26 protein-coding genes are annotated in these 25,660 nt (G+C 68.4%); 12 read left to right on the forward strand and 14 right to left on the reverse strand.

Annotated features, from left to right (window positions below):
- Positions 1-30 precede the first annotated feature (30 nt).
- Genes NEF64_RS17965 through NEF64_RS17980 form a run of 4 tightly spaced genes read right to left on the reverse strand, consistent with a single transcriptional unit; the run spans position 31 to position 6,871 of the window.
- Positions 31-2,046 (reverse strand): tetratricopeptide repeat protein, encoded by a 2,016-nt coding sequence (locus NEF64_RS17965; protein ID WP_056408864.1) that lies wholly within the window; start codon positions 2,044-2,046, stop codon positions 31-33.
- Positions 2,039-3,418, reverse strand: coding sequence for a PEP-CTERM-box response regulator transcription factor (gene prsR / locus NEF64_RS17970; protein ID WP_056408862.1), 1,380 nt, complete (start codon positions 3,416-3,418; stop codon positions 2,039-2,041). Before prsR ends, NEF64_RS17965 begins: the two co-directional genes overlap by 8 nt.
- Positions 3,415-5,475: an XrtA/PEP-CTERM system histidine kinase PrsK gene (prsK, locus tag NEF64_RS17975; protein ID WP_056408860.1), complete on the reverse strand. Its 2,061-nt coding sequence runs from the start codon at positions 5,473-5,475 to the stop codon at positions 3,415-3,417. Before prsK ends, prsR begins: the two co-directional genes overlap by 4 nt.
- A 7-nt stretch (positions 5,476-5,482) precedes the next feature.
- Positions 5,483-6,871 carry a TIGR03013 family XrtA/PEP-CTERM system glycosyltransferase gene (locus NEF64_RS17980; protein WP_056408859.1) on the reverse strand — a complete coding sequence of 463 codons (1,389 nt, stop codon included), beginning with the start codon at positions 6,869-6,871 and terminating at the stop codon, positions 5,483-5,485.
- Between the two features lie 161 nt (positions 6,872-7,032).
- Here NEF64_RS17980 and NEF64_RS17985 point away from each other — a divergent pair, with 161 nt between their 5' ends.
- A complete protein-coding gene (locus NEF64_RS17985) occupies positions 7,033-8,109 on the forward strand; it encodes a mannose-1-phosphate guanylyltransferase/mannose-6-phosphate isomerase (protein WP_082447034.1) in 1,077 nt (358 codons plus the stop codon).
- A 199-nt stretch (positions 8,110-8,308) separates the two neighbouring features.
- On the opposite strand, the gene groL is transcribed toward NEF64_RS17985, so the two are convergent.
- From groL to NEF64_RS18000, 3 genes are all read right to left on the reverse strand, one after another.
- On the reverse strand, positions 8,309-9,949 hold the full coding sequence (gene groL, locus NEF64_RS17990) for a chaperonin GroEL (RefSeq protein WP_252574372.1): 1,641 nt from the start codon (positions 9,947-9,949) through the stop codon (positions 8,309-8,311).
- Between the two features lie 103 nt (positions 9,950-10,052).
- Positions 10,053-10,340 (reverse strand): co-chaperone GroES, encoded by a 288-nt coding sequence (gene groES, locus NEF64_RS17995; RefSeq protein WP_031394281.1) that lies wholly within the window; start codon positions 10,338-10,340, stop codon positions 10,053-10,055.
- Between the two features lie 126 nt (positions 10,341-10,466).
- Positions 10,467-11,873, reverse strand: a complete 1,407-nt coding sequence (locus NEF64_RS18000) for an MATE family efflux transporter (RefSeq protein ID WP_320466410.1) — start codon at positions 11,871-11,873, stop codon at positions 10,467-10,469.
- A gap of 774 nt (positions 11,874-12,647) precedes the next feature.
- Here NEF64_RS18000 and sppA point away from each other — a divergent pair.
- Together sppA and NEF64_RS18010 are read left to right on the forward strand one after the other, a co-directional pair.
- Positions 12,648-14,522, forward strand: a complete 1,875-nt coding sequence (sppA, locus tag NEF64_RS18005) for a signal peptide peptidase SppA (protein WP_056409227.1) — start codon at positions 12,648-12,650, stop codon at positions 14,520-14,522.
- Complete coding sequence (locus NEF64_RS18010; RefSeq protein ID WP_056408857.1) at positions 14,522-15,115, forward strand: GNAT family N-acetyltransferase; 594 nt, start codon at positions 14,522-14,524, stop codon at positions 15,113-15,115. The genes sppA and NEF64_RS18010 overlap by 1 nt, the downstream gene beginning before the upstream one ends.
- 7 nt (positions 15,116-15,122) lie before the next feature.
- Here NEF64_RS18010 and NEF64_RS18015 read toward each other — a convergent pair whose 3' ends face one another.
- A complete protein-coding gene (locus tag NEF64_RS18015; RefSeq protein ID WP_056408854.1) occupies positions 15,123-15,764 on the reverse strand; it encodes a trimeric intracellular cation channel family protein in 642 nt (213 codons plus the stop codon).
- Positions 15,765-16,115: 351 nt separating this feature from the next.
- Between NEF64_RS18015 and NEF64_RS18020 the strand changes: the two genes are divergently transcribed.
- The 3 genes from NEF64_RS18020 to NEF64_RS18030 all read left to right on the forward strand — a co-directional run bounded on the left by NEF64_RS18020 (position 16,116) and on the right by NEF64_RS18030 (position 17,398).
- Complete coding sequence (locus NEF64_RS18020) at positions 16,116-16,424, forward strand: glycine zipper 2TM domain-containing protein (RefSeq protein ID WP_056408853.1); 309 nt, start codon at positions 16,116-16,118, stop codon at positions 16,422-16,424.
- Positions 16,425-16,512: 88 nt separating this feature from the next.
- Positions 16,513-16,938 (forward strand): OsmC family protein, encoded by a 426-nt coding sequence (locus NEF64_RS18025; protein ID WP_031395930.1) that lies wholly within the window; start codon positions 16,513-16,515, stop codon positions 16,936-16,938.
- Complete coding sequence (locus NEF64_RS18030) at positions 16,931-17,398, forward strand: hypothetical protein (RefSeq protein WP_252574374.1); 468 nt, start codon at positions 16,931-16,933, stop codon at positions 17,396-17,398. The genes NEF64_RS18025 and NEF64_RS18030 overlap by 8 nt, the downstream gene beginning before the upstream one ends.
- 17 nt (positions 17,399-17,415) lie before the next feature.
- Here the strand turns inward: NEF64_RS18030 and NEF64_RS18035 are convergent, their stop codons facing one another.
- The gene (locus NEF64_RS18035; RefSeq protein ID WP_031395999.1) at positions 17,416-17,637 is read right to left on the reverse strand and encodes a hypothetical protein; all 222 of its coding nucleotides are present in this window, start codon (positions 17,635-17,637) and stop codon (positions 17,416-17,418) included.
- A 108-nt stretch (positions 17,638-17,745) separates the two neighbouring features.
- Between NEF64_RS18035 and NEF64_RS18040 the strand changes: the two genes are divergently transcribed.
- The 6 genes from NEF64_RS18040 (at position 17,746) to NEF64_RS18065 (ending at position 22,265) form a co-directional block, all read left to right on the forward strand.
- Positions 17,746-18,495, forward strand: a complete 750-nt coding sequence (locus NEF64_RS18040; RefSeq protein WP_156360466.1) for a hypothetical protein — start codon at positions 17,746-17,748, stop codon at positions 18,493-18,495.
- A gap of 87 nt (positions 18,496-18,582) precedes the next feature.
- Positions 18,583-18,957, forward strand: coding sequence for a fluoride efflux transporter CrcB (gene crcB / locus NEF64_RS18045; RefSeq protein WP_031441014.1), 375 nt, complete (start codon positions 18,583-18,585; stop codon positions 18,955-18,957).
- On the forward strand, positions 18,954-20,252 hold the full coding sequence (locus tag NEF64_RS18050; RefSeq protein ID WP_056408848.1) for an RluA family pseudouridine synthase: 1,299 nt from the start codon (positions 18,954-18,956) through the stop codon (positions 20,250-20,252). The genes crcB and NEF64_RS18050 overlap by 4 nt, the downstream gene beginning before the upstream one ends.
- A 444-nt stretch (positions 20,253-20,696) precedes the next feature.
- Entirely contained in the window at positions 20,697-21,356 is a 660-nt protein-coding gene (locus tag NEF64_RS18055) for an HAD-IA family hydrolase (RefSeq protein ID WP_056408846.1), read from the forward strand.
- Positions 21,353-21,571, forward strand: coding sequence for a hypothetical protein (locus tag NEF64_RS18060; RefSeq protein ID WP_037532554.1), 219 nt, complete (start codon positions 21,353-21,355; stop codon positions 21,569-21,571). Before NEF64_RS18055 ends, NEF64_RS18060 begins: the two co-directional genes overlap by 4 nt.
- 13 nt (positions 21,572-21,584) lie before the next feature.
- Positions 21,585-22,265 (forward strand): ATP12 family chaperone protein, encoded by a 681-nt coding sequence (locus tag NEF64_RS18065; protein ID WP_056408843.1) that lies wholly within the window; start codon positions 21,585-21,587, stop codon positions 22,263-22,265.
- A 39-nt stretch (positions 22,266-22,304) separates the two neighbouring features.
- On the opposite strand, the gene gmk is transcribed toward NEF64_RS18065, so the two are convergent.
- From gmk to NEF64_RS18090, 5 genes are all read right to left on the reverse strand, one after another.
- Positions 22,305-22,955, reverse strand: a complete 651-nt coding sequence (gene gmk / locus NEF64_RS18070) for a guanylate kinase (RefSeq protein WP_031394372.1) — start codon at positions 22,953-22,955, stop codon at positions 22,305-22,307.
- A gap of 72 nt (positions 22,956-23,027) precedes the next feature.
- Positions 23,028-23,228, reverse strand: a complete 201-nt coding sequence (locus NEF64_RS18075) for a hypothetical protein (protein ID WP_031394373.1) — start codon at positions 23,226-23,228, stop codon at positions 23,028-23,030.
- A complete protein-coding gene (locus NEF64_RS18080) occupies positions 23,225-23,437 on the reverse strand; it encodes a hypothetical protein (RefSeq protein WP_037530644.1) in 213 nt (70 codons plus the stop codon). Before NEF64_RS18080 ends, NEF64_RS18075 begins: the two co-directional genes overlap by 4 nt.
- A 162-nt stretch (positions 23,438-23,599) precedes the next feature.
- On the reverse strand, positions 23,600-24,991 hold the full coding sequence (fumC, locus tag NEF64_RS18085; RefSeq protein WP_056408841.1) for a class II fumarate hydratase: 1,392 nt from the start codon (positions 24,989-24,991) through the stop codon (positions 23,600-23,602).
- A gap of 165 nt (positions 24,992-25,156) precedes the next feature.
- Positions 25,157-25,642, reverse strand: coding sequence for an SspB family protein (locus NEF64_RS18090; RefSeq protein ID WP_031394376.1), 486 nt, complete (start codon positions 25,640-25,642; stop codon positions 25,157-25,159).
- Positions 25,643-25,660: the final 18 nt, after the last annotated feature.

Genomic DNA, 25,660 nt, shown 5'->3' on the forward strand with positions numbered 1-25,660 from the left:
CATGACGACACCGCCGCCGTGCGACAAGGTCTAACGGAGCTGGGCGAGATGGCTGGCGATGGCGCGATCCCCGGGGGCCAGCGCCACCGCCTTGGTCAGCACCTGCCGCGCACCGTCCAGCTTGCCCACGCCCGCCAGCGCGATGCCATAGGCGTCGGTCGCCGCTGCATTCATCGGCGCAAGCGCATGGGCGGCGCGCGCATAGCGAAGCGCTGCCGTATCTGCGCCGTCACGCGGCGCCGCCCCGGCATAGGCGCGCGCGAGATCTGTCAGCAGCCCCGCGTCACGATTGCCGATCCGCCTGCGCACCGCTTCGAGCGTCTCGATCGCCGCGGTCCAGTTGCCCGCCATCACGTGCCAATGGCCAAGGATGCGCTGGCCGGTCAGGCTCTGCGGATTTTGCGAAAGATACAGGGCCAGCGCGGTCGATGCCTGGCGCTGTCGCGAGACCCGGCTCAGAGCATCGACCAGGCGCAGCATCGTCGGTTCGTCGAAGCTGAGATCCGCGGCGCGCGCATAGAGCGGTGCAGCGTCCGCGTAACGTCCCGCCACCGCGAAGGTGTCGCCCAGCGTCGACTGGGCGGCGGGCGCGCCGGGGCTTGCCCGCGCAAGGCTGCGCGCGCGGGCAAGCGCATCACCCGGCGCGCGCGCCTGAATCCGGCCACGGATCGCCGCCAGCAGCGCGCCCGGATCCCCCGGGGCCTGCAGGATCGCGGCGTCGAGCGTGCCGACCTGATCGTCGATCGCGAAGGCCGTCGCCATCCCGGTGGCACCCCGGTTGGCGCGATCGAGATCCTGCGCCACAGCATCGTGCTCCCGGTCCGTCGTTGCGGTCGCGGCCGCCGCACGCGCGAAAAGCACGAGCGCATAGCTGTCGGCGTCATCACGGGTGACGATCGGCCTCAGCACCTCCTGCGCGCCGCGCGGATCACCCGACCGCAGCAGTGCGGCCCCCAACAGCCGGCGCATGCTGACATTGAGCGGCTGTTGCCGCGCGAGGCCACGCCACATCGCGCCGGCCTGTTCGAACCGCCCCTCGGTATAGTCGAGCGCACCGCTGAGCAGGATCGCGCCGGGCAGGCTGTCGATCGCCCCGCCGGTCTTCTGGAGCAACCCGCGCGCGAGATCGGTCCGGCCCGCGCGCGCCGCGAGCACCGCCTGGAGATACAGCGCCTGCGGGCTGCCGGGTCGAGCCCGCTGCGCGCGTCGCGTCGCCGCCAGCATGGCGCGATATCGCCCGGCATCGCCGAGCGTGGCGGCATATTCGATCAGCGCCGGATGATAATAGGCATCGCGTGCAAGCGCGCGTTCGAACCAGGGGAGTGCTGCGACTAGGCCGTAGCGCCGTCGGACAATCTCGCCCTGCAACGTCAGCGCCGCGGGCTCATCCGGCAACAGCGCGACCGCACGCGTCGCAGCATCCGCGGCGGTACCGACATCGCCCATAGCCAGCGCCACGCGGCCCAGCGCGGTCCAGCTGCGCCCGTCGCGCGGCTGCTCTGCCACCAGCCGGCCAAGATCGGCGCGGGCCGCAGCGCCGTTACCAAGCAGCGCCAGCGCCGCGGCGCGGATGCGGCGGGCATAGGCGGCCTGGCGCGGTGCGGCGCGGTCGGCCGCCTCGATCGCACCGACCGGATCATTCTGGAGCAGCCGCGCCTGCGCCTGGAACGGGTAGAGCGTGGCGATCGCAATGCCGGTATCGCGCGCGCGGGTCAGTTCGGCCTCGGCTGCGAGCCCGTCTCCCAGTTCGAGCAGGGCGCGTGCAAGGACGACATGCGCAGGCCCGTTCGACGGCGCCGCCGCGATCGCCGCCTGCGCATTGGACCGGGCCGCGCTGTAATTGCCCGACTGCAACGTGATCCGCGCGTCGCGGAGCAAGCGTCGCGCATCGGGGGGATCGCGCCGCAGCGTCAGCAGCGTCGCCGTCCCCGCGACGGCCAGCACGAGCAGCCCGATCGCCAGCAGACGGGCATGGCTCCGCGTGAACACACGCCGGCGCCGGCGCGCGCGTCCGCGGCGCAACAGCGGATATCGCGGGTCACGCATGGAGATCGTAGCTTTTCAGCAGATCGTACAGCGTCGGCCGGCTGATCCCGAGCAGCCTGGAGGCGCTCGAGATATTGCCCCCGGCACGGCTCAACGCGCGACGGATGGCCTTGCGATCCGCCACCTCCCTCGCCGCCCGCAGGTTCAGCCCGTCGGCCGTGTCGGCGGTACCGCCGAGGTCGAGATCGGCAGCGGTAATCAGCTTGCCGTCGGCCATGATCACCGCGCGCTTGATCCGGTTTTCGAGCTCGCGGACATTGCCCGGCCAGCTCCAGCCATCGATCGCCGCGCGCGCATCGGGGGCGAGGCCGGTCACGCCGGCATTCATCGTCCTGGCGTACTTCGCCAGAAAATGCCGCGCGAGCAGCCCCGCGTCGCCGCTGCGCTCGGCCAGCGAAGGGATCCGCACGACGATTTCCGCCAGCCGATAATAGAGATCCTCACGAAAACGTCCCGTCGCGACCATCGCGTCGACATCCTGATGCGTCGCGCAGACGATCCGCGTGTCGACCGGGATCGCCTTGCGGCCGCCGACCCGCTCGATCACCCGTTCCTGCAGGAACCGCAACAGTTTGACCTGCAGCGTCAGCGGCACGTCGCCGATCTCGTCGAGGAACAGCGTGCCACCCGCCGCCTGTTCGATCTTGCCCTCGGTGGTCTTGATCGCGCCGGTGAACGCCCCCTTTTCATGACCGAACAGTTCACTTTCGAGCAACGTCTCGGGAATTGCCGCGCAGTTGATCGCGACGAACCTGCCCCGCGCGCGCGGCGACGCATCATGGATGCCGCGCGCGAGCACTTCCTTGCCCGTGCCGCTCGCGCCCAGCAGCATCACCGCCACATTGGCGGGCGCGACCCGTTCGAGCGTCCGCGTCACCAGCGCCATTTCGGGCGAGGCAGCGATCACGCCGCCAAATCCCGTCCCGCTCGCTGCTACCCGCGCCGCAAGCCGCCGGTTCTCCGCCTCGAGGCCATGGACGTGGAACGCACGTGCGACGATCATCCCGAGCACGTCGATATCGATCGGTTTGGCATAGAAATCCCACGCCCCCTCCGCGATCGCGCTCAGCGCGCTTTCGCGGGCGCCGTGCCCGGACGCGATGATCACTTTGGTATCGGGTTTCAGCGCGAGGATTTCGCGCAGCGTCGCAAAGCCTTCGGTGACGCCATCGGGATCGGGTGGCAGGCCGAGATCGAGCGTGACGACGGCGGGTTCGTGCGCCCGGATCGCTTCGATCGCGGTGGCGCGGTCGCTGGCGACGACGATCTCATAGCCCTCATACGCCCAGCGCAGCTGTCGCTGCAGCCCGAGATCGTCCTCGACGATCAGAAGCACCGGGCGCGCCTCCACAGGGGATGCCGATGCGCTCATGCCGCCGCCTCCATCGCATCGGCCGCCGGCAACGATATGCGGAACCGCGTCCCCTCACCTTCCCGACTGAAGACATCGAGCGACCCGCCCATCGCCTCGACCAGTTGCAGTGCCTCGAACGCGCCGATCCCGAACCCCAGCGGCTTTGACGAGGCGAACGGCCGGAACAGCTGATGGCGGACGAAGCCCGGGCTCATCCCGCACCCCTGGTCGATCACGTCGATCGCGATGGTCGCGCCGTTCGCCGCAACCGCGACGACGATCGGAGCGTCGCGGTCGCTCGCTTCGATCCCGTTCTGGATCAGATGGCCCAGCACCTGTTCGAGCCGTGCCAGCTGCGCCCGGGCGAGCACCTGTCCGGTCGCCTGTGCCGCGATCGGATGCTGTGCGCGACGCGCGCCGACGACGCGGTTGACCAGCGCTGCGACATCGACCGGCTGGAACGGCTCGCCGGGGGCTGCGTGCGTTTGTGAAAGCCGGCCGAGCAGCGCGTTCATGCGATCGACTGAGTCCTGAAGAGTGGCGACCATGTCGACGCGGAACGCCGGATTGTCGGCGTGACGCTCTGCGTTGCGCGCGACCAGCGTCAACTGGCTGACGAGGTTCTTGATATCGTGCAGGATGAACGCGAAGCGGCGGTTGAATTCGTCGAACCGCTGCGCGTCCGCGAGCGCTGCATGCGCACGGTCTTCGGCGAGGTAGCTCGCCGCCTGCCGGCCCGCGACCCGCAACAGGTCGAAATCCTCCCAGTCCAGCGCGCGATCGACCGGCGGACGGGCGAGAATGATCGCGCCAACCAGTGCACCGCCATGCACCAGAGGCACGATCGCCCAGGCGGCGGGGTACGCGCTGAGCCAGTGCGGCACGCTCGCAATTTCCTCCGCCGGGGCCGTGCCGCGTCGTACGGGGTCGAGTTCGATGATCCGCGGGCTGAGACGAAGACGCTCGGCCAGCGCCCGATCCGACATTGGTGCCGGCGCCGTTGCCATCTCCCAGTTCCAGGCGGCGGCGCTGCTCATGCCGAGGCCGTCGGGGACGAGCAAGAGACCGCCCGGGCTGTCGGTCAGGTCCGCCACCGCCTTCACGATGCGCCCGTCGAGCGGCGCGGCGCCGTCGCCCGGTGCGCCCAGCGTCTCGGTGAAACGCTGCCACTCTGCGCGATAATCATAGCGATGGCGAAAGAGGTGCTTGGCGATCTTCACCTTCGCCCATGCGCGCAGCGACGACGTCGCCAGCAGCCCGAACAGCGCGGCGGTTGCACCGCAGATGATCGCGGTCTGGATCAGCCGCGCATGATCGCCGCCATAGGCGTCGGCGACGCTGGTCGCGACGGCGGTGATCCCGACATAGCTGATCACCGCGACCGCGCCGAGCGACCGGGTGGCGACGCGCCGCGACACCGCGAACGTCCAGTCGCCGCGACGGGTGACCGCGACGAGCAGGAGCAGCGCCATGCCGATCATCGCGACACCGCGTACGGCAACGATCACAGGCGTCCAGCGCGGCGCGACATAGGCGCTGACAGCCAGCAGCAGATCGACGCTCCACATGATCGTGACCGCGACCACGACCAGCCGTCCGCCGTGCCACGCCGCGTCGGGCGAGGCCCGTGCTGCCTGATGCAGATGATGGACCAGCACCAGGGCGCTGATCGCCACCATCATCCCGAACACCAGCCGCGCCGACTCGGTCTGTGCCTGCGCATCGGCGTCCATCGGTACCAGTTCAACGACCGCGAGCAGCGCGCTGATCACTGCGATTGCCACGACGGTGCCATAGACAGCACCCAGCGCACGATTGCCGGTGCGTTCCCTGCGTACGAGCGCGAACATGAATCCGAGCCAGGCGATGGTACGTGCACTTTCGGCGATCCGGGTGCTGACATCGCGAAAGTCTATGCCCGACACGGCCAGCGCCCAGAGCGTCGTCAGGATAAGCGGGCCGACAAAGGCCGCGTTCGACCAGCCGCCGGCCGGCCGCTGCGCCTGCCTGAACACGAGCGCGCCGAACAACAGCGCGGCCAGTGCGTGCGTCCACAGGATCAGCAGCGCGATCATGCCACGTTCAGCGCGCGCCAGTTGGCCAAAGGACGACCCGGAGCGTCTGCAAGAGGATCAGCATGTCGAGGAAGGGCGAATAATTCTTGGCGTAATAGAGATCATATTCGAGCTTGTGCCGCGCATCCTCGATCGATGCGCCGTAAGGATAGTTGATCTGCGCCCAGCCCGTGATGCCCGGCTTCACCATGTGGCGCTCGGCATAATAGGGCAGCTGAGTTTCGAGTTCGTCGACGAATTGCGGCCGTTCGGGGCGCGGACCGACAAAGCTCATCTCGCCGCGGAGCACGGTCCAGGTCTGTGGCAGTTCGTCGATGCGGACCTTGCGGATGAAGCGGCCGATCCGCGTGATCCGGGGATCGTCCTCCGCCGCCCAGACCGCCTTGCCCGCGACCTCGGCATCCTGCCGCATCGAACGGAGCTTCAGGATGTCGAACCCCTGATTGTAGAGGCCGACGCGCCGCTGACGATAAAAGGCGGGGCCACGCGACTCGAGCTTGATCGCAAGCGCGGTGACCAGGATGACCGGCAGCGTGGCCGCGAGCAGGATCAGGCTGGCGACGATGTCGAACGCGCGCTTGAACACGCTCGACAGCATCCGGCCACTGGCGAAACCGTCGGAAAAGATCAGCCAAGACGGGTTCACGCTGTTAAGATCGATCCGCCCGGTCTCGCGTTCGAGAAAGGTCGAAATCTCGATGACCTGGACGCCGGTCGTGCGGACACGGAGCAGATCCTTGAGCGGCAGCGCGTTGCGCCGTTCTTCGAGCGCGAGGACGACCTCGCCTGCGTTCAGGTCGACGATATGCGCCGCCAGGTTCGGAATGTCGGCGCGCGGAACTGCGCCGTCGACCACCGCCTCCGCCTCGCCCATCGCGACGAAGCCCGCTGCGACGAAGTTGATCCCGGGCTGTTGCGAGAGCGCGAGGATGCGTGCGGCACGATGGCCCGCGCCGAGCACGACGACCCGTCGCTTGAACGTGTCGCCGCCCAGAGCGCGGCCGAGCACTGCGCGGACCGTCACCAGCAGGACTGCGGCGATCAGCGTCGCATAGAGCAGGTTCGACCGCCAGAAGGTGAGCGCGGGGACCAGGAAGAAGATCAGCGACTGGAAGATCACGCCGAGCGAGAAGGCGACCGCGAGCCGCGCGGCGGCGAACCGCAGCGAGAGGAAGGAGGCGACGCCATAGGCGCCGACCGCGACCAGCGCGATCTGCAACGCCGCGGCGAAGGTCGCGAGCTGGAGCACGCGCGTGTGGATCGGCTCGACCGCCATGCCGATCTGATGCGCGCGGACCACCCAGCCGATCTCCCCTGCAACGACCAGCAGCACGGCGTCGACGATGCCGAGCAGCAGCACCGCATAGGGGACGTAGTGTTTAAAGAGCCTGATCATCGTTCGGCGGGATCCCGACAGGGTGACTGTAAACGCACCCGACACCTAGCTGTCTCTTTGCACCAATTCGCAAACAAAGGCTGAAGACCGCGCGCTGGCGGGGTGGTTTGCGATTGGAAGTCCCGGATTGGTCGTTATACGGTCTCCCGAGTGGAGGTCGCATGACAGTTCGAACGATTATACCCGTGATTCTGTCCGGCGGTTCCGGCACCCGGCTGTGGCCGATGTCGCGTCCCGAAATGCCCAAGCAGATGCTCGCGCTGACCGCGGACCAAACCATGTTGCAGCTGACCGCAGGCCGCGCGCAGGGCGAACGCTTCGCCGCGCCGATCGTCGTCGCCAACGCCGCGCATGCCGATCTGGTCGAAGCGCAGCTGGCAGACGCAGGCGCCGAGGCACAGGCGCTGATCCTCGAGCCGATGGGCCGCAACACCGCGCCCGCGATCGCACTGGCGGCGATCGCCGCGGGCGAGACCGGTGCCGGCAGCGGCGACGCGATGCTCGTCATGCCGTCCGATCACGTCATCGCCGACCTGCCCGCCTTCCACGCCGCGATCGCCGCGGCGCTGCCGATGGTCGCGCAGGGCTGGCTGGTAACGTTCGGCATCGCCCCTGACGCGCCTGAAACCGGCTATGGCTGGATCCAGGTCGGCGAGGAGCTGGCCGCGGGTGTCCACCGCGTCGCGCGCTTCGTCGAGAAGCCGCCGCTCGACAAGGCGGAGGCGATGCTGGCTTCGGGCGATCATGCCTGGAACGGCGGCATCTTCCTGTTCCGCGCCGATGCCTATCTCGCTGCCCTTGCGCAGCATGATCCCGGCATCCTGGTCGCGACGACCGATGCGATGAAGCTCGCCCGTCGCGAAGGCACGCGCGTCTATCCCGACGCCGAGGCCTTTGCCGCATCGCCCGATGATTCGATCGACTATGCGGTGATGGAAAAGGCCGACCGCGTTGCGGTAGTGCCGGTGGCGATGGGGTGGAACGATGTCGGCAGCTGGGACGCGCTGCATGCGATCAGCGCGCGCGACGCGGACGGCAATGCGCATCGCGGCGATGGCGACGGCAGCGTGCTGGCGATCGACACGAAGAACTGTCTGGTGCGCAGCGACGGCGTCAAGGTGGCGCTCGTCGGGGTCGAGGACCTGATCGTGGTGGCGAGCGGCAACGACGTGCTGATCATGCCGCGGGGTCGCAGCCAGGAAGTGAAGAAGCTGATCGCGGCGATGAAGAACCGCTGAGGCTTTTTCGTCAATAGTGAGAACGGACAAAGGGCCGGGGATTGCTCCCCGGCCCTTTTGCTTTGGGTGGTGTTTGGCTTGGAACCGAGCAGCGGCGAAGCCGCTGCTTTCGTCGGACGGGACTGGTGGCTTTCGCCGCCAGCCCGCCGGCCGTCCTTGGGCGAGTCCGTAGCCAATCTGGCTACGGCCGCCCTTCGGATCAGAAGTCCATGCCGCCCATGCCGCCCATGCCGCCGCCCATGGGCATGGCGGGCTTGTCTTCGGCCATTTCGCTCACGGCCGCTTCGGTCGTGATCAGCAGGCCTGCGACCGATGCCGCGTTCTGCAGCGCGGTGCGGACGACCTTGGTCGGATCGATCACGCCGGCTTCCACCAGGTTCTCGTAGGTGTCGGTCGCGGCGTTGAAGCCGATGTTCGAGTCGTTGCCGTCGAGCAGCTTGCCCGAAACCACCGCACCGTCATGACCCGCATTCTGCGCGATCTGGCGAACAAGAGCGGTCAGCGACTTGCGGACGATGTCGATACCGCGCGTCTGGTCCTCGTTCGCACCGGTCAGGCCGTCGAGCACCTTGGTCGCGTACAGCAGCGCCGTACCACCACCGGGGACGATGCCCTCTTCGACGGCTGCGCGGGTTGCGTGCAGCGCGTCGTCGACGCGGTCCTTGCGCTCCTTGACTTCGACTTCCGACGAACCGCCGACCTTGATCACGGCAACGCCGCCGGCGAGCTTGGCAAGACGCTCCTGGAGCTTCTCCTTGTCATAGTCGCTGGTGGTGTTCTCGATCTGGCGACGGATCGCTTCGGTACGGCCCTTGATCGTCTCGTGATCGCCGGCACCGTCGACGATGACGGTGTTGTCCTTGTCGATCGTGACGCGCTTGGCGGTGCCGAGCATGCCGAGCGTGACGGTCTCGAGCTTGATGCCGAGGTCTTCCGAGATCATCTCGCCCTTGGTCAGGATCGCGATGTCCTCGAGCATCGCCTTGCGACGATCGCCGAAGCCGGGTGCCTTGACCGCTGCGACCTTCAGGCCGCCGCGCAGCTTGTTGACGACGAGCGTGGCGAGTGCCTCACCCTCGATGTCCTCGGCGATGATCAGGAGCGGACGACCCGACTGAACGACGGCTTCCAGGATCGGGAGCATCGCCTGCAGGTTCGAGAGCTTCTTCTCGTGGATCAGGATGTAGGGATCCTGAAGCTCGACGGTCATCTTCTCGGGGTTGGTGATGAAGTAGGGCGAGAGATAGCCGCGGTCGAACTGCATGCCTTCGACGACGTCGAGCTCGAATTCGAGACCCTTGGCCTCCTCGACGGTGATCACGCCTTCCTTGCCGACCTTCTCCATGGCTTCGGCGATCTTCTCGCCGACTTCACGGTCGCCATTGGCCGAGATGATGCCGACCTGCGCCACTTCCTTCGAACCCGAAACCGGCTTCGAACGCGCCTTGACGTCCTCGACGACCTTGACGACGGCGAGATCGATGCCGCGCTTCAGATCCATCGGGTTCATGCCCGCTGCGACCGACTTCATGCCCTCGCGGACGATGGCCTGCGCCAGGACCGTCGCGGTGGTCGTGCCGTCACCGGCGATGTCGTTGGTCTTCGAGGCCACTTCGCGCAGCATCTGCGCGCCCATGTTCTCGAACTTGTCCTTGAGCTCGATCTCCTTGGCGACGGTGACGCCGTCCTTGGTGATGCGCGGTGCGCCGAAGCTCTTGTCGATGACGACGTTGCGGCCCTTGGGCCCCAGGGTCACCTTGACCGCGTCGGCGAGGATGTCGACGCCGCGGAGGATGCGCTCGCGCGCGTCACGACCGAATTTTACGTCCTTGGAAGCCATGTCAGCTACCCTTTCAAACGAATGTTGTGAATGTTGAGACGAAAACGGTATTTTTGAGCGCGGTCCGGACCAGCCCTAAAGGGCGATCCAGGCCACGTCGGCGTCAGCCGACGATGCCCAGAATGTCCGATTCCTTCATGATCAGCAGATCTTCGCCGTCGACCTTGACCTCGGTGCCCGACCACTTGCCGAACAGGATCTTGTCGCCAGCCTTGACGTCGAGCGGGGTGATCGTGCCGTTCTCGGCGCGGGTCCCGGTGCCGATGGCGACGACTTCGCCTTCCTGCGGCTTTTCCTTGGCGGTGTCGGGGATGATGATGCCGCCAGCCGTCTTCTCTTCGGCTTCGAGGCGCTTCACCAGCACGCGGTCGTGCAACGGACGAAAGTTCATGGGATCCATGTCCTTTAGGTTTGTGACAGATTTCTGGCACTCGACGATATCGAGTGCCAACAGCCGTCATATGTGCCGCGTCCCCGGCATCGTCAACGGGCGTCCAAACGAAAATCGCGTCAATCGTTACATTCCGCGGGTCAGGACGAGCCCCAGCCGATCACGTCGCGACCAGCGCCACAGCAGCAGCACCGACACGACCGCGAGCCCTGCGAACAGCCCCCACCACACCCCCTCGCCCGCAAGCGGCGTGCGGAAGCCGAGCAGGATCGCGGTGCCGAAGCCGATCACCCAATAGCCGAACAGCGCGATCAGCATCGGCGTCCGGGTATCCTGCAACCCGCGCAGCACGCCCGCCGCGACCGCCTGCGCGCCGTCGACGAGCTGGAACACCGCGGCGACGCCGAGAAACCGCAGCGCGAGCGCGACGACGACCGCGTTCTGCGGCAGGTCGGGATCGACATAGACGCCGATCATCAGCCGCGGCACCGCCCAGATCAGCAGCGCGCTGGCCGCCATGAAGCCGATCCCGACGACCAGCGCGACATTGCCCGCGCGGGTGATCCAGACCCGGTCCTGCGCGCCGTACGCCATGCCGACGCGGATCGTCGCCGCCTGCGCGACGCCGAACGGCACCTGAAACGCGACCGCGGCGATGTTGAGCGCGATCGCATGCGCCGCGACCTCCGCGACGCCGATCAGCCCCATCAGCAGCGCCGCGCCGCCGAACAGCGCGCCTTCGAAGATCCAGGTCAGCATGATCGGCGTGCCGAGCCGGACGATCTCGTGGAAGCGCGACCATTCGGTCCGCCACCAGCGGCCGAACAGGTGGAAGCGCCGCAGCCGCCGGTCGGTCGTCAGGATCACGCCGTACGCGATCATCATCACGCCGAGGCTGGCGACGCTGGCGAGCGCCGAGCCCTCCAGCCCGAGCGCGGGAAAGCCGAGATTGCCGAACACCAGCAGCCAGTTGCCCGCGATCCCGACGAGCAGCGACAGCCCGGTGACGAGAAACGCCCAGCCCGGCCGGCCGAGCGCCGCCGCCGCGGTGCGCATGACGCCCGCGAGCACGCCGGGCAGCAGCGCAAAGGCGATGATCGTCATGAACCGGCCGGCGCGGCGCGCGACCTCCGGGTCCTGGCCGGCGAGCCGCATCAGCGTTTCGCCCTGCGTGAGGATCAGGATGACGGGGAGCGAGCCGAGGATGCCGAGCCACAGCGCCATCCGCACGCTGCGCCGGACCTCGCGCACCGCATGCGCGCGGCGGCCGAGTTCGGCGGCGATCAGCGGCGCCGCCGCGCTGGTCAGCCCGATCAGCGCGAACATCAGCAGGTTGAAGACGAACACGCCGAGCGTCGCGGCGGCAAGATCGACCGTGCCGAGCCGCGCGACGAAGATCACATCGACCGCGGACACCGCCATCTGGATCAGGTTCGCCCCGACCAGCGGCGTGGCGAGCCGCAGCAGCGCGCGAAACTCGGCGCGGGCATCGGCGGGCGCCGGGCCGGTGGCGATGGGAACGGGTTCGATCACCCGGCCGCCCCTAGCGGGATTTGCGGCGTGGGACACCTGAGATCTGTGCGGGGGGCTTGCGGGGGGCGCGGCGGGGCGCGGGCGGGCTGGCGGGGCTGACTGGCCAATGCCGTAGCCGTCTTGGGAAGGATCGGGGTTGAGCGTCTCCGCCTCCGCCCTCGTCATCCTGACGAACGTCAGGACCCAGGGTTGCGCGGCGCTGCCCTGCTTGGCTCTGGATCCTGACTTTCGTCAGGATGACGGGATTGGGGTGGCGGTGCGGCGTGATGGGGCGGCGGTTTGTGCGGGGCGGTTGCGGCGGGCGGGGTTGGCGGCCCTGCGCTTTCCGCTCGTCAGCCTGACGCAGGTCAGGATCCAGGGTTGCAGGGCGCTGTCCTGTTTGGCTCTGGATCCTGACTTTCGTCAGGATGACGGAAGTGCGGGAGCGGTGCGGTGTGATCGGGGCGGCGGGTTGTTTGGAGAGCGTTGCGGCGGGGTTGGCGGCCCTGCCCTTTCCACTCGTCATCCTGACGCAGGTCAGGATCCAGGGTTGCGGGGCGCTGTCCTGTTTGGCTCTGGGTCCTGACTTTCGTCAGGATGACTGGCTGGGGTGGCGGTGCGCGCGGGGCCGTGGCGGCGGAGCGGTTGCCGGCGCGCGCGGCGCAGCGCCGGCGGGCGACCGCTGGGCGAAACGGAGAAGCGTATTGCTCCCGCATGACACACGCGGCTATCGTCGATGTGAACCGGCGTTGCCGGCATCGCACCAACCGGCCGTGCCGGTATGAGGAGACGCAGGTGAAGCTGGTACGCGGCGCATGGAAGCTGTTGGTCGGGATCAAGGACGCACTCGTCCTGATCGCGATGCTGCTGTTCTTCGGTCTGGTCTTCGCGGCGCTCAATGCGCGGCCGGGGACCAAGGCGATCAAGGACGGGGCACTGGTGCTCGACCTGAACGGCTCGATCGTCGAGCAGCCCGCCGAACCCGCCGCCTTTGCCGCGCTGTCGGGACAGAATACGCCGAAGCAGTTCCGCCTGCGCGACGTGGTGCGCGCGATCGATACCGCGCGGACCGATGGCCGGGTGAAGGCGCTGGTGCTCGATCTCGACGGCTTTACCGGGGCCTATCCCGCCGCGCTGGGCGAGATCGGCGATGCGATCGCGCGCGTCCGCGCCGCCAAGAAGCCGGTGCTGGCCTATGCCACCGCCTATACCGACGGCAGCTACCGGCTGGCGGCCAATGCGAGCGAGGTCTGGGTCAATCCGCTGGGCGGCACGCTGTTCATGGGGCCGGGCGGCAACCAGCTTTACTATAAGGGGCTGATCGACAAACTGGGGATCACGACGCATGTCTACCGCGTCGGCCGCTACAAGTCGTTCGTCGAGCCCTATACGCGCACCGACCAGAGCGACGATGCGCGCGCGGCGAGCCAGGCGCTGTACGGCACGCTGTTCGACCAGTGGCGCGAAGCGGTCGCCAAGGCCCGCCCCAAGGCGCAGATCGCGCAGTTCCTCGCCCGCCCCGACGCACTGGTGCTCGCCGCCAATGGCGACATCGCGACCGCGAACCTGCGCGCAGGGATCGTCGACAAGCTCGGCGACCGGACCGCGTTCGGCAAGCGCGTCGCCGCGATCGCCGGCGCCGACACGAGCAAGCCTGCGGGCAGTTTCAACACCATCACCTATGATTCCTGGGTCAAGGCCAATCCCCTGCCGACCGGCGGCGACGCGATCGGCGTGCTGACCGTGGCGGGCGACATCGTCGACGGCGAAGGCGGCCCCGGCACCGCGGCGGGCAAGACGATCGAGAAGGCGATGCTCGACGGGCTCGCCAAGAAGAACCTCAAGGCGCTGGTCGTGCGCGTCGATTCGCCGGGCGGATCGGTGCTCGCGTCCGAACGGATCCGGCTCGCGATCCTCGAGGCCAAGAAGAAGGGCCTGCCGGTGGTCGTGTCGATGGGCGGGCTCGCCGCATCGGGCGGATACTGGGTGTCGACGCCCGCCGACGTGATCTTCGCCGAGCCCGGCACGATCACCGGGTCGATCGGCATCTTCGGGATCATCCCGACGTTCGAGACCGCGCTCGCCAAGATCGGCGTCACCACCGACGGCGTGAAGACGACGCCGCTGTCGGGGCAGCCCGACATCACCGCCGGCACGACGCCGATGTTCGACACGCTGATCCAGGCGGGGATCGAGAATGGCTATCGCCAGTTCATCGCGCGCGTCGCTGCGTCGCGCAAGCTGAGCCCCGCGCGGGTCGACGCGATCGGCCAGGGCCGCGTCTGGGATGGCGGCACCGCGCGCCAGATCGGGCTGGTCGACCGGTTCGGCACGCTGAAGGACGCGATCGCCGAGGCCGCCCGCCGCGCCAAGCTCGATCCCGCCAAGATCCATGCCGAGTATCTCGAAAAGCCGCCGGGCGTCCTTGCCCAGCTCGCCGCCGGTTTCGACACGGGCGACGACGACACCACGACCGGCAGCGACGCGTTCGGCCGGATCGCGCTCGACCGCCGCCAGATGGTCGCGCGCGCGGTCGGCGACATGAAGCGGCTGGCGACCTCGGGCTCGATCCAGGCACGCTGCCTCGAATGCGGCGGCATCGGCCCGAGTGCCGGCGACGGCGGCGACGCAAGGCTGCTCGACCTGCTGCTCGCGCGGATCGGCCTGTAATGCCGGGCGCGTCGCCCGCGATCGGGACGGCCGGGGCCATCACGATCCGGGCGGCGCAGCCCGAGGACGCCGCCGCGATCGCCGCCATCTATGCGCCGCACGTGCTGGTGGGGACGGTCTCGTTCGAAACCGAGGCGCCCGACACGCGGCAGATGCGGACGCGGATGGCGGCGTCGGACGGGCTCTATCCCTGGCTGGTCGCGACGGTGGGGGATGCGGGCGGGGTGATCGCGTTCGGCTATGCCGGACGGTTCCGCGAGCGCGCCGCCTATCGCTTCGTCGTCGAGACCACAGTCTATGTCGCGGATGCGGCGCAGCGCCAGGGTGCGGGGCGGCTGTTGTACGAGGCGCTGATCGACACGCTGCGCGCGCAAGGCTTCACCCAGGCGATCGGGGTGATCGCGCTGCCCAATGACGGATCGATCCGGCTGCACGAATCGGTCGGGTTCCGCCGCGCGGGCGTCTATCGCGCGGTCGGGTACAAGAACGGCCAGTGGATCGATGTCGGCCATTGGCAATGCGCGCTGAACGACGCGGCGGTGCCACCGGTCGAGCCGCGCCGCTTTGCCGAGGTCGGCGTCGTGCGCGGCTGACTGCGGACTAGCGGCGTGCGCGGTAGGCGGGCAGCGCGAGGTGGAAGCGGATCGCGGCGGCGCGCAGGCTGAACCCCGCGCTCGCCGCGACGACCGCGGACCAGCCGATCGGCACCCCCAGCAGCACCAGCCCGACATAGCTCGCCGCGGCGAGCGCCGCCGCGGTGACATAGAGTTCGGGGCGCATCAGGATCGAGGGTTCGCCCGCGAGCACGTCGCGGATGATCCCGCCGAAGCAGGCGCTCATCACCCCCATCAGCACCGCGGGCACGGGCGGCACGCCGTAACCGAGCGCCTTGGCCGCACCGAACACCGCATAGGCGGCCAGCCCGATCGCATCGAACCAGCCCAGCGCCTCGTCGCGCCACCAGCGTTCGGGCGTGATCCAGATCACCAGCGCGACGATCAGGCACATGCTGGCGGCGCGCGCGTCGTGCACCCAGAAGACCGGCGCATCGATCAGCAGGTCGCGCACCGTGCCCCCGCCGACCCCGGTGATCAGCCCGAAGAAGATCGCGGTGACGACGGTCTGCCCGCGCTTGGCCGCGGCGAGCGCGCCCGAGGCGGCGAACACCGCGAGCCCGGCGAGATCGAGCCAGCGCGCGGCGGCGGGGAGGACGTCGGGCGACAGGATCGTGGCGGGCAGCATCCCCCCGGCCTAGCCGCTGTGGCGCGCGACACAAGCGAGGGAGCAGCCGCAACCGGATTTTGCGCGATTTCCCGACTGATGCCGAACTTATCCACAGGCGGGGATAATATTTTGTGGATAACGGGGAAAAGTCCCCGGGCAGCCCGTGTGCGGGGGGCGATTTTGCCGGTTCTTATCCTTTTGTGCACAGCCTGTGGATAACTTGCTGTGGATAACGGGGACAGATTGCTGTGCCTGCACGACCCAGGATGCCCGGAGCGAAGATGAACGCGACGTTGTTTTGGGTTCATGCAACCGGGGGTAAACGCCGGCCGTTACGGACACAGATCATTACAAACGGGAGTAGATTTTATGCGTAAGTTGATCATGGCACTCAGCGCGACCGCCCTCGTCGTGCCGACGCTCGCGGTGCCGATCTCGGCAGCGGATGCGCAGCGCGGCAAGCGCGAATGGCGCGGTCGCGACGGCCGGACCTATTGCAAGAAGAGCAACGGCACGACCGGCACGATCATCGGCGGCGTCGGTGGCGCGCTCCTCGGCCGCACGGTCGACACGCGCGGCGACCGCACGGTCGGCACGCTCGGCGGCGCGGTCCTGGGTGGCCTGGCCGGTCGCGCGATCGACAAGGGCACGAGCAACAATAATCGTCGTTGCCGCTAAACCACGCACCGCATTGCGGACTGATGCGTTGAAGGAGGGCGTCGCGGGAAACCGCGGCGCCCTTTTTCATGTTTCGAAGGATCCGAAAATGACGACACGCAGCGGTTCGGCCAGCTATGAAGGCCTCGGCAAGAGCGGCAAGGGCCATGTCTCGACGCAGTCGGGCGTCCTGTCCGACTCGCCTTACGGCTTCAACACGCGGTTCGAGAACGAGCCCGGCACCAACCCCGAAGAACTGATCGCCGCCGCGCATGCGAGCTGCTTCACCATGGCGCTGAGCTTCGCGCTCGCGGCCAAGGGCTATGAGGCGGGTACGCTCGAGACGAGCGCGAAGGTGACGCTCGACAAGGATGGCGACGGGTTCAAGATCACCAAGTCGGCGCTGACGCTGAATGCGAAGGTCGAGGGCATCTCGGCCGACGAGTTCGCGACGATCGCGGCGGATGCCAAGGCGAACTGCCCGGTGTCGAAGGTGCTGAACGCCGACATCACGCTCGACCACACACTTGCCTGATCGACGCGCCGGCATGCGGATCGCCGCGACCGTCGCCCTCGTCCTGCTCGGTGCGGGGCTCGAGGCGGGGGTCGCCGGTGCCGCCGCGGCCGGTGCACAGACGATCGCCGGTGGCGCACGACGCGACGCCGGCGACTGGCAGCGGTACCGCGCCTATGATCATGATCGCCCCGAACCGGGGCAGCGCGGCTATTTCGCGGACCGGTATTTTCGCGATGGCCGCTATTATGCGGTGCGCCGGCTGAGCCGGGCGGATCGGCTGTATCGCGGCGCCGATGGCCGCTATTATTGCCGCCGCGAGGACGGGACGACCGGGCTGATCACCGGCGGGCTGGCCGGCGGCGTGCTCGGCAACGTCATCGCACGCGGTGAGTCACGGCTGATCGGCACGCTGGTCGATACGCGCGGCGGCGCGCTGCCCGGCCGGTCGGTCGATCGCGGCCGGATCCGCTGCCGCTGACCCCAAGACTCCTGTGATCAGATGATGCCGCCGCCGAGCATCAGCCGCAGCGTGAAGATGATGATCAGCACGATGTTCAGATTGCGCCCGGCATTGCTCGACGACAGTGCACCCACCGCAGCGCCGACGATGCCGATCGGGATGACCAGCCAGTTCATCCAGCCGAGCAGCGGGAAGAAGGCGACGAGACCCAGTGCGAGGGTGACGAGGCCGATGAGGATCGAGACGAGGTTGAGCATGACCCAAACATGGCGTCTCGGCAGGTCGCAGGCAAGATCGCGGGCCGGCCGGTCGCGCATACCGCGACAACGCTTTCTTCATCCGCGTTCCGGCATTGATGGCGGGTGATGACCCGTTCCGCCCGCATGATCCGCCTGCCCGCCCTCGCGCTTGCCCTGCCGCTCGCGCTGATCGCGTGCGGCGAGCCCGCGGTCGATCAGCAGGACCCGACGAACCTGGAGGCGGACCCTGGCACCGGCAATGCGGGCGACCCGGCGCTGAACGCCGCGCTCGCGGGTCAGATCATGGTCGACCCGACGCTGACCCAGTCGTCGAACGACGACGCGATCCGCCCGCCACCCGAACCGATGGGCGGAGCGATGCCGAGCGAGGAAGCGGGCCGCCGCGCCGATACGGTCGATCCGCGTACGCTGAAGCGCGCGCCCGCCGCTGGCGGCGACTGTCCCGCCTGCCGCACGGCCGACGCGGCGCTGACGCTGGGCGCGCTGGCCGAGCGGCAGACGTTTCCCAACGCGGCGGCGTGCGCGCGGACGATCGGCTATTCCGCGCTGTGGGCGAATCGCCTGCCCGCCGACCTGCCGCTCTATCCCGATGCGCAGCTGACGGAGGCGGCGGGTTCCGACCAGGCCGGCTGCCGGCTGCGCGTCGTGCATTTTTCGAGTCGGGCGACGCCGCAGCGGCTGCTCGACTTCTATTATACGCGCACCGCCGACGCGGGCTATTCGGCCGACCACCGCAGCGACGGCCGGCGGCACGTGCTCGGCGGGCTGCGCGGCGGCGATGCCTATAAGGTGTATGTCACGCCGCGCATGGGTGGCGTCAGCGACGTCGATCTGGTCTCCAACGCCGGGCGCTGAACACCGCGACCAGGTCTGCGGGCAAGCGCCGCGCATGCCCGTCAAGCGCGGCTTTCCGTTTTCCGCGATTCGCGCTAGGGCGCGGGCATGTCTCCCCTTCTCTATGTCATGGTCGGTGGCGCGGTCGGATCCGGCGCGCGCTATCTGACCGGGCGCGCGATGACCGCGCTGCTCGGTGCCGGCTATCCGTTCGGCACGCTGGCGGTGAACCTTGTCGGCGGGCTGCTGATGGGCGTGCTGGTCGGCGTGCTTGCGCGCCATTCGGCGCCCGAAGGCTGGCGGCTGCTGCTGGGCGTCGGCGTGCTCGGCGGGTTCACGACCTTTTCCTCCTTCTCGCTCGACGTCGTCACGATGATCGAGCGTGGCGCGCCGGGCCTCGCGCTCGGCTATGTTCTGGTGTCGGTGATCGGTTCGATCGCCGCGTTGTTCGCGGGTCTCTCCGCAGTAAGGGCCGTCGCATGACTGCGGGCAAACACGATAGCGATACGAATTTCCGCGAGTTCAACGTCGGGTTCGACGATGATGGCATCCGGCTGGACCGGTGGTTCAAACGGCACCTGCCCGAGACGAGCTTCACGACGGTGGCGATGTGGGCGCGGACCGGCCAGCTGCGCGTCGACGGCGCGCGTGCGACGCCGGGCGACCGGATCGCGGCGGGCCAGATGCTGCGCGTGCCACCGCCCGAGGCGGACAAGGCCACCGCCGACGTCGACGCGCCGCGGCGCGTGCGCGAGCGGGTGATCCTGTCGGACGAGGAGACCGAAGCCGCGCAGGCGATGGTCATCCACAAGGATTTCCAGGCGTTCGTGCTGAACAAGCCGCCGGGTCTGGCGACGCAGGGCGGCACCAAGACGACGCAGCATGTCGACGGGCTGCTCGATGGGCTCCAGTATGACAATGAGGGCCGGCCGAAGCTGGTCCACCGGCTCGACAAGGATACGTCGGGCGCGCTGCTGGTGGCGCGGACGTCGCGCGCAGCGGCGTTCTTCGCCAAGGCGTTTTCGGGCCGCACCGCGCGAAAAGTCTATTGGGCGCTGGTGGTCGACGTGCCGTCGATCGAGGACGGCATGATCGAGCTGCCGATCGGCAAGCAGCCCGGCACCGGCGGCGAGAAGATGCATGTCGACGAGGCCGAGGGCGCGCCCGCGCGGACCCGGTACCGCGTGATCGAGCGCGCGGGCAACCGCGCCGCCTGGGTCGAGCTGCAGCCCTTTACCGGCCGCACCCACCAGCTGCGCGTCCACATGGCGGCGATCGGCCATCCGATCGTCGGCGACGGCAAATATGGCGGCGCGGCGGCGTTCCTGACCGGCGGGATCTCGCGCAAGATGCATCTCCATGCGCGCCGCATCAAGGTGGACCATCCCGATGGCGGGTCGATCGACGTGACCGCCGAACTGCCGACGCATTTCGCGGAAAGCCTGAAGCAGCTGGGCTTCGAGGAGTCGCTCGGCGACGCGCTGGTGCTCGACGAGAAGACCGCGCCGTCGCGCGAGGAGATCAAGTCGCGCGCGCGGGCGCATGCGAAGTCGGTGCGCAAGGAGCGCCGCGGCGAACGGCGCGGGCGCGGTGTGGTCGAGGAGAAGACAACAGCGGGCAAGCCTGCGGGGCCGAAGACGGGTGGTTCGCGGACCGGCGCGGGGTCGAAGTTCGGCGCGCCCAGGAGTGGGCCGCGGGTCGAGGGTGGCAAGCCTGGTGGCCGCGGTCGTCCGGGGGGGAAGCCGAGTGGGCCTAGGAGTGGGCCGGGGTCGCGGTAATCTAGCGGGGTGGTCTCGCCCATATCCACTACCACCCCGGCGAAGGCCGGGGTCCAGTTGGGGAGGTTGCAGTAGCCGGGTGCTGTGCGCCGTTAGCACCGTCCCCCAACTGGGCCCCGGCCTTCGCCGGGGTGGTGGTGATTGTTGGGTGCCCTCCCGTTCCCCCGCGGGGGCGGGGGTCCAGTTGGGGAGGTTGCAGTAATCGGGTGCTGCGCTTCGTCAGCAACGTCCCCCAACTGGACCCCGGCCTTCGCCGGGGTGGTGGTGGTGGTGGTGCCCCCTGCCCGTTCCCCCGCGGGGGCGGGGGTCCAGGGGGCATGATCGGCAGCTCTGCTTAACGTCAGTCCCCCGCCTTTGCGGGGGAACATGACGATGCGCGTTCCGGTTTGGCGTTCCCTCGTTCGCCCGGCTGATCTACGAGACGGGGATGCGCTGGAAAATCTCATGATCCGCCTCGCCGTGTTCGATTGCGACGGGACGCTCGTCGACAGTCAGGCGAATATCTGCGTCGCGTGCGAGCGGGCGTTCGAGACGGCCGGGCTCGTCCCGCCGCCGCGCGCCGCGATTCGGCGGATCGTCGGGCTCAGCCTGGTCGAGGCGATGCAGATCCTGGTGCCGCAGGGCGACGAGGCGCTGCACCGCACGCTCGCGACCGACTACAAGGCAGCCTTCCATGCGATGCGGACGAGCGGCGAGCTGATCGAGGAGCCGCTGTTCGAGGGGATCGCCGACGTGCTGGCGACGCTCGCCGACGATGGCTGGAGGCTGGGCGTCGCAACGGGCAAGTCGGACCGCGGGCTCGCGCATGTCCTCGCCGCGCACGGCATCGCCGACCGGTTCGTGACGCTGCAGACCGCGGACCGGCATCCCTCCAAACCCGACCCGGCGATGCTGTTCGCGGCGATCAGGGAGGCGGGCGCGACCCCCGCCACGACCGCGATGATCGGCGATACGAGCTATGACATGGCGATGGCACGCGCGGCGGGCGCACGCGCGGTCGGCGTCACCTGGGGCTATCACGCGGTCGACGAGCTGGCGGAGGCCGGCGCGGACGTCGTCGCCGAGACGGTGCCGGCGCTGCATCATCTGGTGAGCGCATCGTGACGGAGGCCGATCGCCTGGCGCAGCGGCGCTGGTTCGTGCTGGTCGGCGTGCGACTTGCCGGGGTGGCGGGCGCGGTGCTCGGACTGGTGCTGATCGCGCGCGCCTATAGCTGGGGGCCGAAGATCCTCGGCACCGCGATCGTGCTGTCGGCGATGGCGATGATCGCGATCGTGCCGCGCAGCCTGGCGCAGCGCTGGCGCACGCCCACCGAATGACCGGACAGGACGCATGAAGAGATTCTGGACAGACGTCGCGATCGATGCGGATCGCGTGGTGACGCTCGACGGCAAGCCGGTCCGCACGCCCGGGCGTCGGCCGCTCGCGCTGCCGACCGATGCGCTCGCGCAGGCGGTGGCGGAGGAATGGCGCAGCGTCGGCGAGACGATCGATCCGCGGACGATGCCGCTGACCGGCCTTGCCAACGCCGCGACCGATCCGATCGCGAACGATCCGGCGCAGTTCGCCGCACGGCTAGCAGCCTATGGCGAGAGCGACCTGCTCTGCTACCGCGCGGACGGGCCGCCGCCGCTGGTCGAGCGGCAGGCGGCACGCTGGGACCCGCTGCTCGACTGGGCGCGTGCGCGGTACGACGTGACGTTCGCGGTGACGGCGGGGGTGATGCACGTCGCACAGGCCCCCGCGACGATCGCGCGGCTGCACGAGGCGGTCGCGGCGCATGACGATTTCCACCTCGCCGGGCTGTCGCCGGTCGTCACGCTGACGGGGTCGCTGGTGATCGGGCTGGCGCTGGTCGAGGGAGAGATCGACGGCGATGCGGCCTGGGCGGCGGCGGGGATCGACGAGGACTGGTCGATCGAGATGTGGGGCGAGGACTGGCAGGCGGCGCAGCTGCGCGAGCTCAAGCGCCAAGAATTCGCGCGCGGCGTCGCGTTTCTGGCGATGCTGTAGGCTTTCGTCATCCTGGACCCGATCCAGGATGACGGGGGGTCAGCGCGTCAGGCGGCGGATGAAGCCGATCAGGCCGGTCTGGCGCGAGCGCTTGAGGCGTTCGGCGGCGAGGATCGTCTTCACGCCGCGGATGCAGCTGTCGACGTCGTCATTGACCAGGACGTAATCATAGCCGTCCCAGTGGCTGACCTCGTTCGCGGCGCGCGACATGCGCGCGTCGATCACTTCGGTCGAGTCGGTGCCGCGGCTGGTGAGGCGGCGGTGGAGTTCCTCCATCGACGGCGGGAAGATGAAGACGCGGACGACGTCGCCGCCCGCGATCTGGAACAGCTGCTGCGCGCCCTGCCAGTCGATGTCGAACAGCACGTCCTTGCCGGCGGCGAGCATCTCCTCGACCTGCGCGCGCGGGGTGCCGTAGCGATGGTTGAAGACATGCGCCCATTCGAGGAACTCGTCCTTCGCGACCATGTCGCGAAAGCCCTCGAGATCGGTGAAATGATAGTCCTTGCCGTCGACTTCGCCCGGTCGCATCGCACGGGTCGTCACCGAGACCGACATCTCCAGCTCATGCTCGTCGGCGAGCAATCGGCGCGCGATCGTCGACTTGCCGGCGCCCGATGGCGAGGACAGGACGAACAGAACGCCGCGGCGACGAAAACCATGCGGGTCGGACGGAAGTGTGTGGGGCATGCGCGCCCTTGCCGCGGACTGCGCATGGGCGTCAACCCATGCACAGCCCGCGCGTGTCATTCTGGCGGCGGATCAGTAGCCCGACTTGCGCGCCCGGTTGCGGTCATAGGCCTTCTTGGCCGCATAGCCTCCGCCGAGGATCATGCCGAGCGGCCCCATGCGACGCAGCACGCTCATCGCGACCACGCCCTTGACCGCGCCAGATGCGCCGCCCGAACCGTCGCGACGGCCCATTTCGCGGCCAACCAATGCACTGATAATACGCCCGATCATGACTTAACCTCTCCGAAAACCTGGTCCTTGAGTTCCGCTGCACCGCGCAGCACCGCCCAGCCGATCGCGTAGGTCACGGCCAGCGGCACGACGATCTTGAGCACGTTGGCGGTGACCGCACCGATAATCGCGCCGTCCGCATTGCCGTCATCGCCGCTGAGCGAGTCGATGCCTGCGCCGATCAGCGCGCCTATGGTCGTTGCGCCCACGTAATTTCTCCTTCGCGTGTGGCGGGTTAGCGCGCGAACCGCGTTTGGGTTCCCCGCCTCACCACCATCCGTCATCCTGACGAAAGTCAGGACCCAGAGCCACGATCGTCTCGCTGAGTAATCCTGGATCCTGACTTTCGTCAGGATGACGGGGTGGGTCGGTTAGCGGCCGAGCATCGACTCGGGCCGCACGACTCGGTCGAAGGTCTCCGCATCGACCAGCCCGAGTGCGAGGCCCGCCTCTTTCAGCGTCAGTCCCTCGGCATGCGCGTGCTTGGCGATCTTCGCGGCCGCGTCATAGCCGATCTCGGGGGCGAGCGCGGTGACGAGCATCAGCGAGCGGTCGAGCAGGTCGGCGATGCGGTCGCGATTGGGTTCGATGCCGTCGACGCAGCGCTCCGCGAAACCCTCCATCGCGGTCGCGAGCAGGTCGATCGAGCGGAGCACGTTCGCGCCGATCAGCGGCTTGAAGACGTTCAGTTCGAGATGCCCCTGCATCCCGCCGATCGTGGCCGCGACGTGGTTGCCCATCACCTGGCCGGCGACCATCGTCAGCATCTCACACTGGGTGGGGTTGACCTTGCCGGGCATGATCGAGCTGCCGGGCTCGTTGGCGGGCAGGTCGATCTCGCCGAAGCCGCAGCGCGGGCCGCTGCCCAGCAGGCGGATGTCGTTGGCGATCTTGGTCAGCGCGACCGCGAGCGTGTTGAGCGTGCCCGACAGATGGACGAGCGGGTCGTTCGAGGCGAGCGCCTCGAAGCTGTTCTCGGCGGGGATGAACGGATGGCCGGTCAGGTCGGAGACCGCCTTGCAGAAATCCGCGGCGAACCCCCTGGGCGCGTTGAGCCCGGTGCCGACCGCGGTGCCGCCCTGCGCGAGCCGGTTGGTGCCGTTGGTGACGCCCGGCTCGATCCGGCGGCCACAGCGATAGACCTGATTGGCATAGGCGCCGAATTCCTGCCCGAGCGTCAGCGGGGTCGCGTCCTGCAGGTGCGTGCGGCCGATCTTGACGATGTCGTCCCACGCATCCGCCTTCGCCTGCAGCGCGGTCCGCAGCCGGTCGAGCGCGGGAAAGAGCCGGCGCGTCACGGCGAGCGAGGCGGCGATGTGGAGCGCGGTCGGGAAGCTGTCGTTCGACGACTGGCTCATGTTGACATGGTCGTTGGGATGGACCGGCGACTTGCCGCCGCGCGTTCCGGTGAGCAGCTCGTTGGCGCGGCCGGCGATCACCTCGTTGACGTTCATGTTCGACTGGGTGCCGCTGCCGGTCTGCCAGATGACAAGCGGGAACTGGTCGTCGAGCGTGCCGTCGATGACTTCCTGCGCGGCGGCGTCGATCGCGTCGGCGATTGTGGCGTCGAGGCCGTGCGTGCGGTTTACGCGGGCGGCGGCCTGTTTGACGAGCGCGAGGGCGTGGACGATCTCGATCGGCATGCGTTCGCGGGTACCGAACGGGAAATTCTCGACCGATCGCTCGGTCTGCGCGCCCCAATAGGCCTGGGCGGGGACTTGGATCGGGCCGATCGAGTCGGTTTCTGTGCGGGTGTTGGTCATAACCTACCTACGCCGTCATGCCGGGCTTGTTCCGGTATGGCGGCGTAGAGCAGAAGGCCGACATGGGAGTAAATCCCATGTCGTCGACCGCGCGGTGCGCGTCGGCCGGCCGTTCGCGTCGCTGTGCGACCGGCGATCAGCTTTGCCTGATCGCCTCGCTCCAGCTCATTTCTTCCGCTTGAAATCCACGGCGACGACGTTCGAGCCGTCTTCGATCGGCACCGCGGTCGGGCCGTCATTCTCGGCCGGGTCATGCTCGCCGAGCGACTCGTCTGCGCCTTCCTGCGCCTGGAAGCGCAGTTCGAAGCTGACCGCGGGATCCTGGAATGCGGTGATCGCCGAATAGGGGATGACCAGCTTCGACGGGACCTGGTTGAACGACAGGCCGATCGAGAAGCGCTCGTCGTCGACGACGAGGTCCCAGTAGCGGTTCTGCATGACGATCGTCATCTCGTCCGGGAAGCGTTCGATCAGCCGCTTGGGGATGTCGACGCCGGGCGCCTGCGTCTTGAAGGTGATATAGAAATGATGCTCGCCGGGAAGCCCGCCGGCCTCCGACACGGAACCGAGCACGCGGCCGACGACGGCACGCAGGGCTTCTTGCACGATCTCGTCGTACGGAATCAGGCTATCGGGCAGTCCATCGCTCATTCCCCTTGGGTAGCGGTA

It is taken from the genome of Sphingomonas aerolata (assembly GCF_023935825.1).
GTDB classification, from domain to species: Bacteria; Pseudomonadota; Alphaproteobacteria; order Sphingomonadales; family Sphingomonadaceae; genus Sphingomonas; species Sphingomonas aerolata.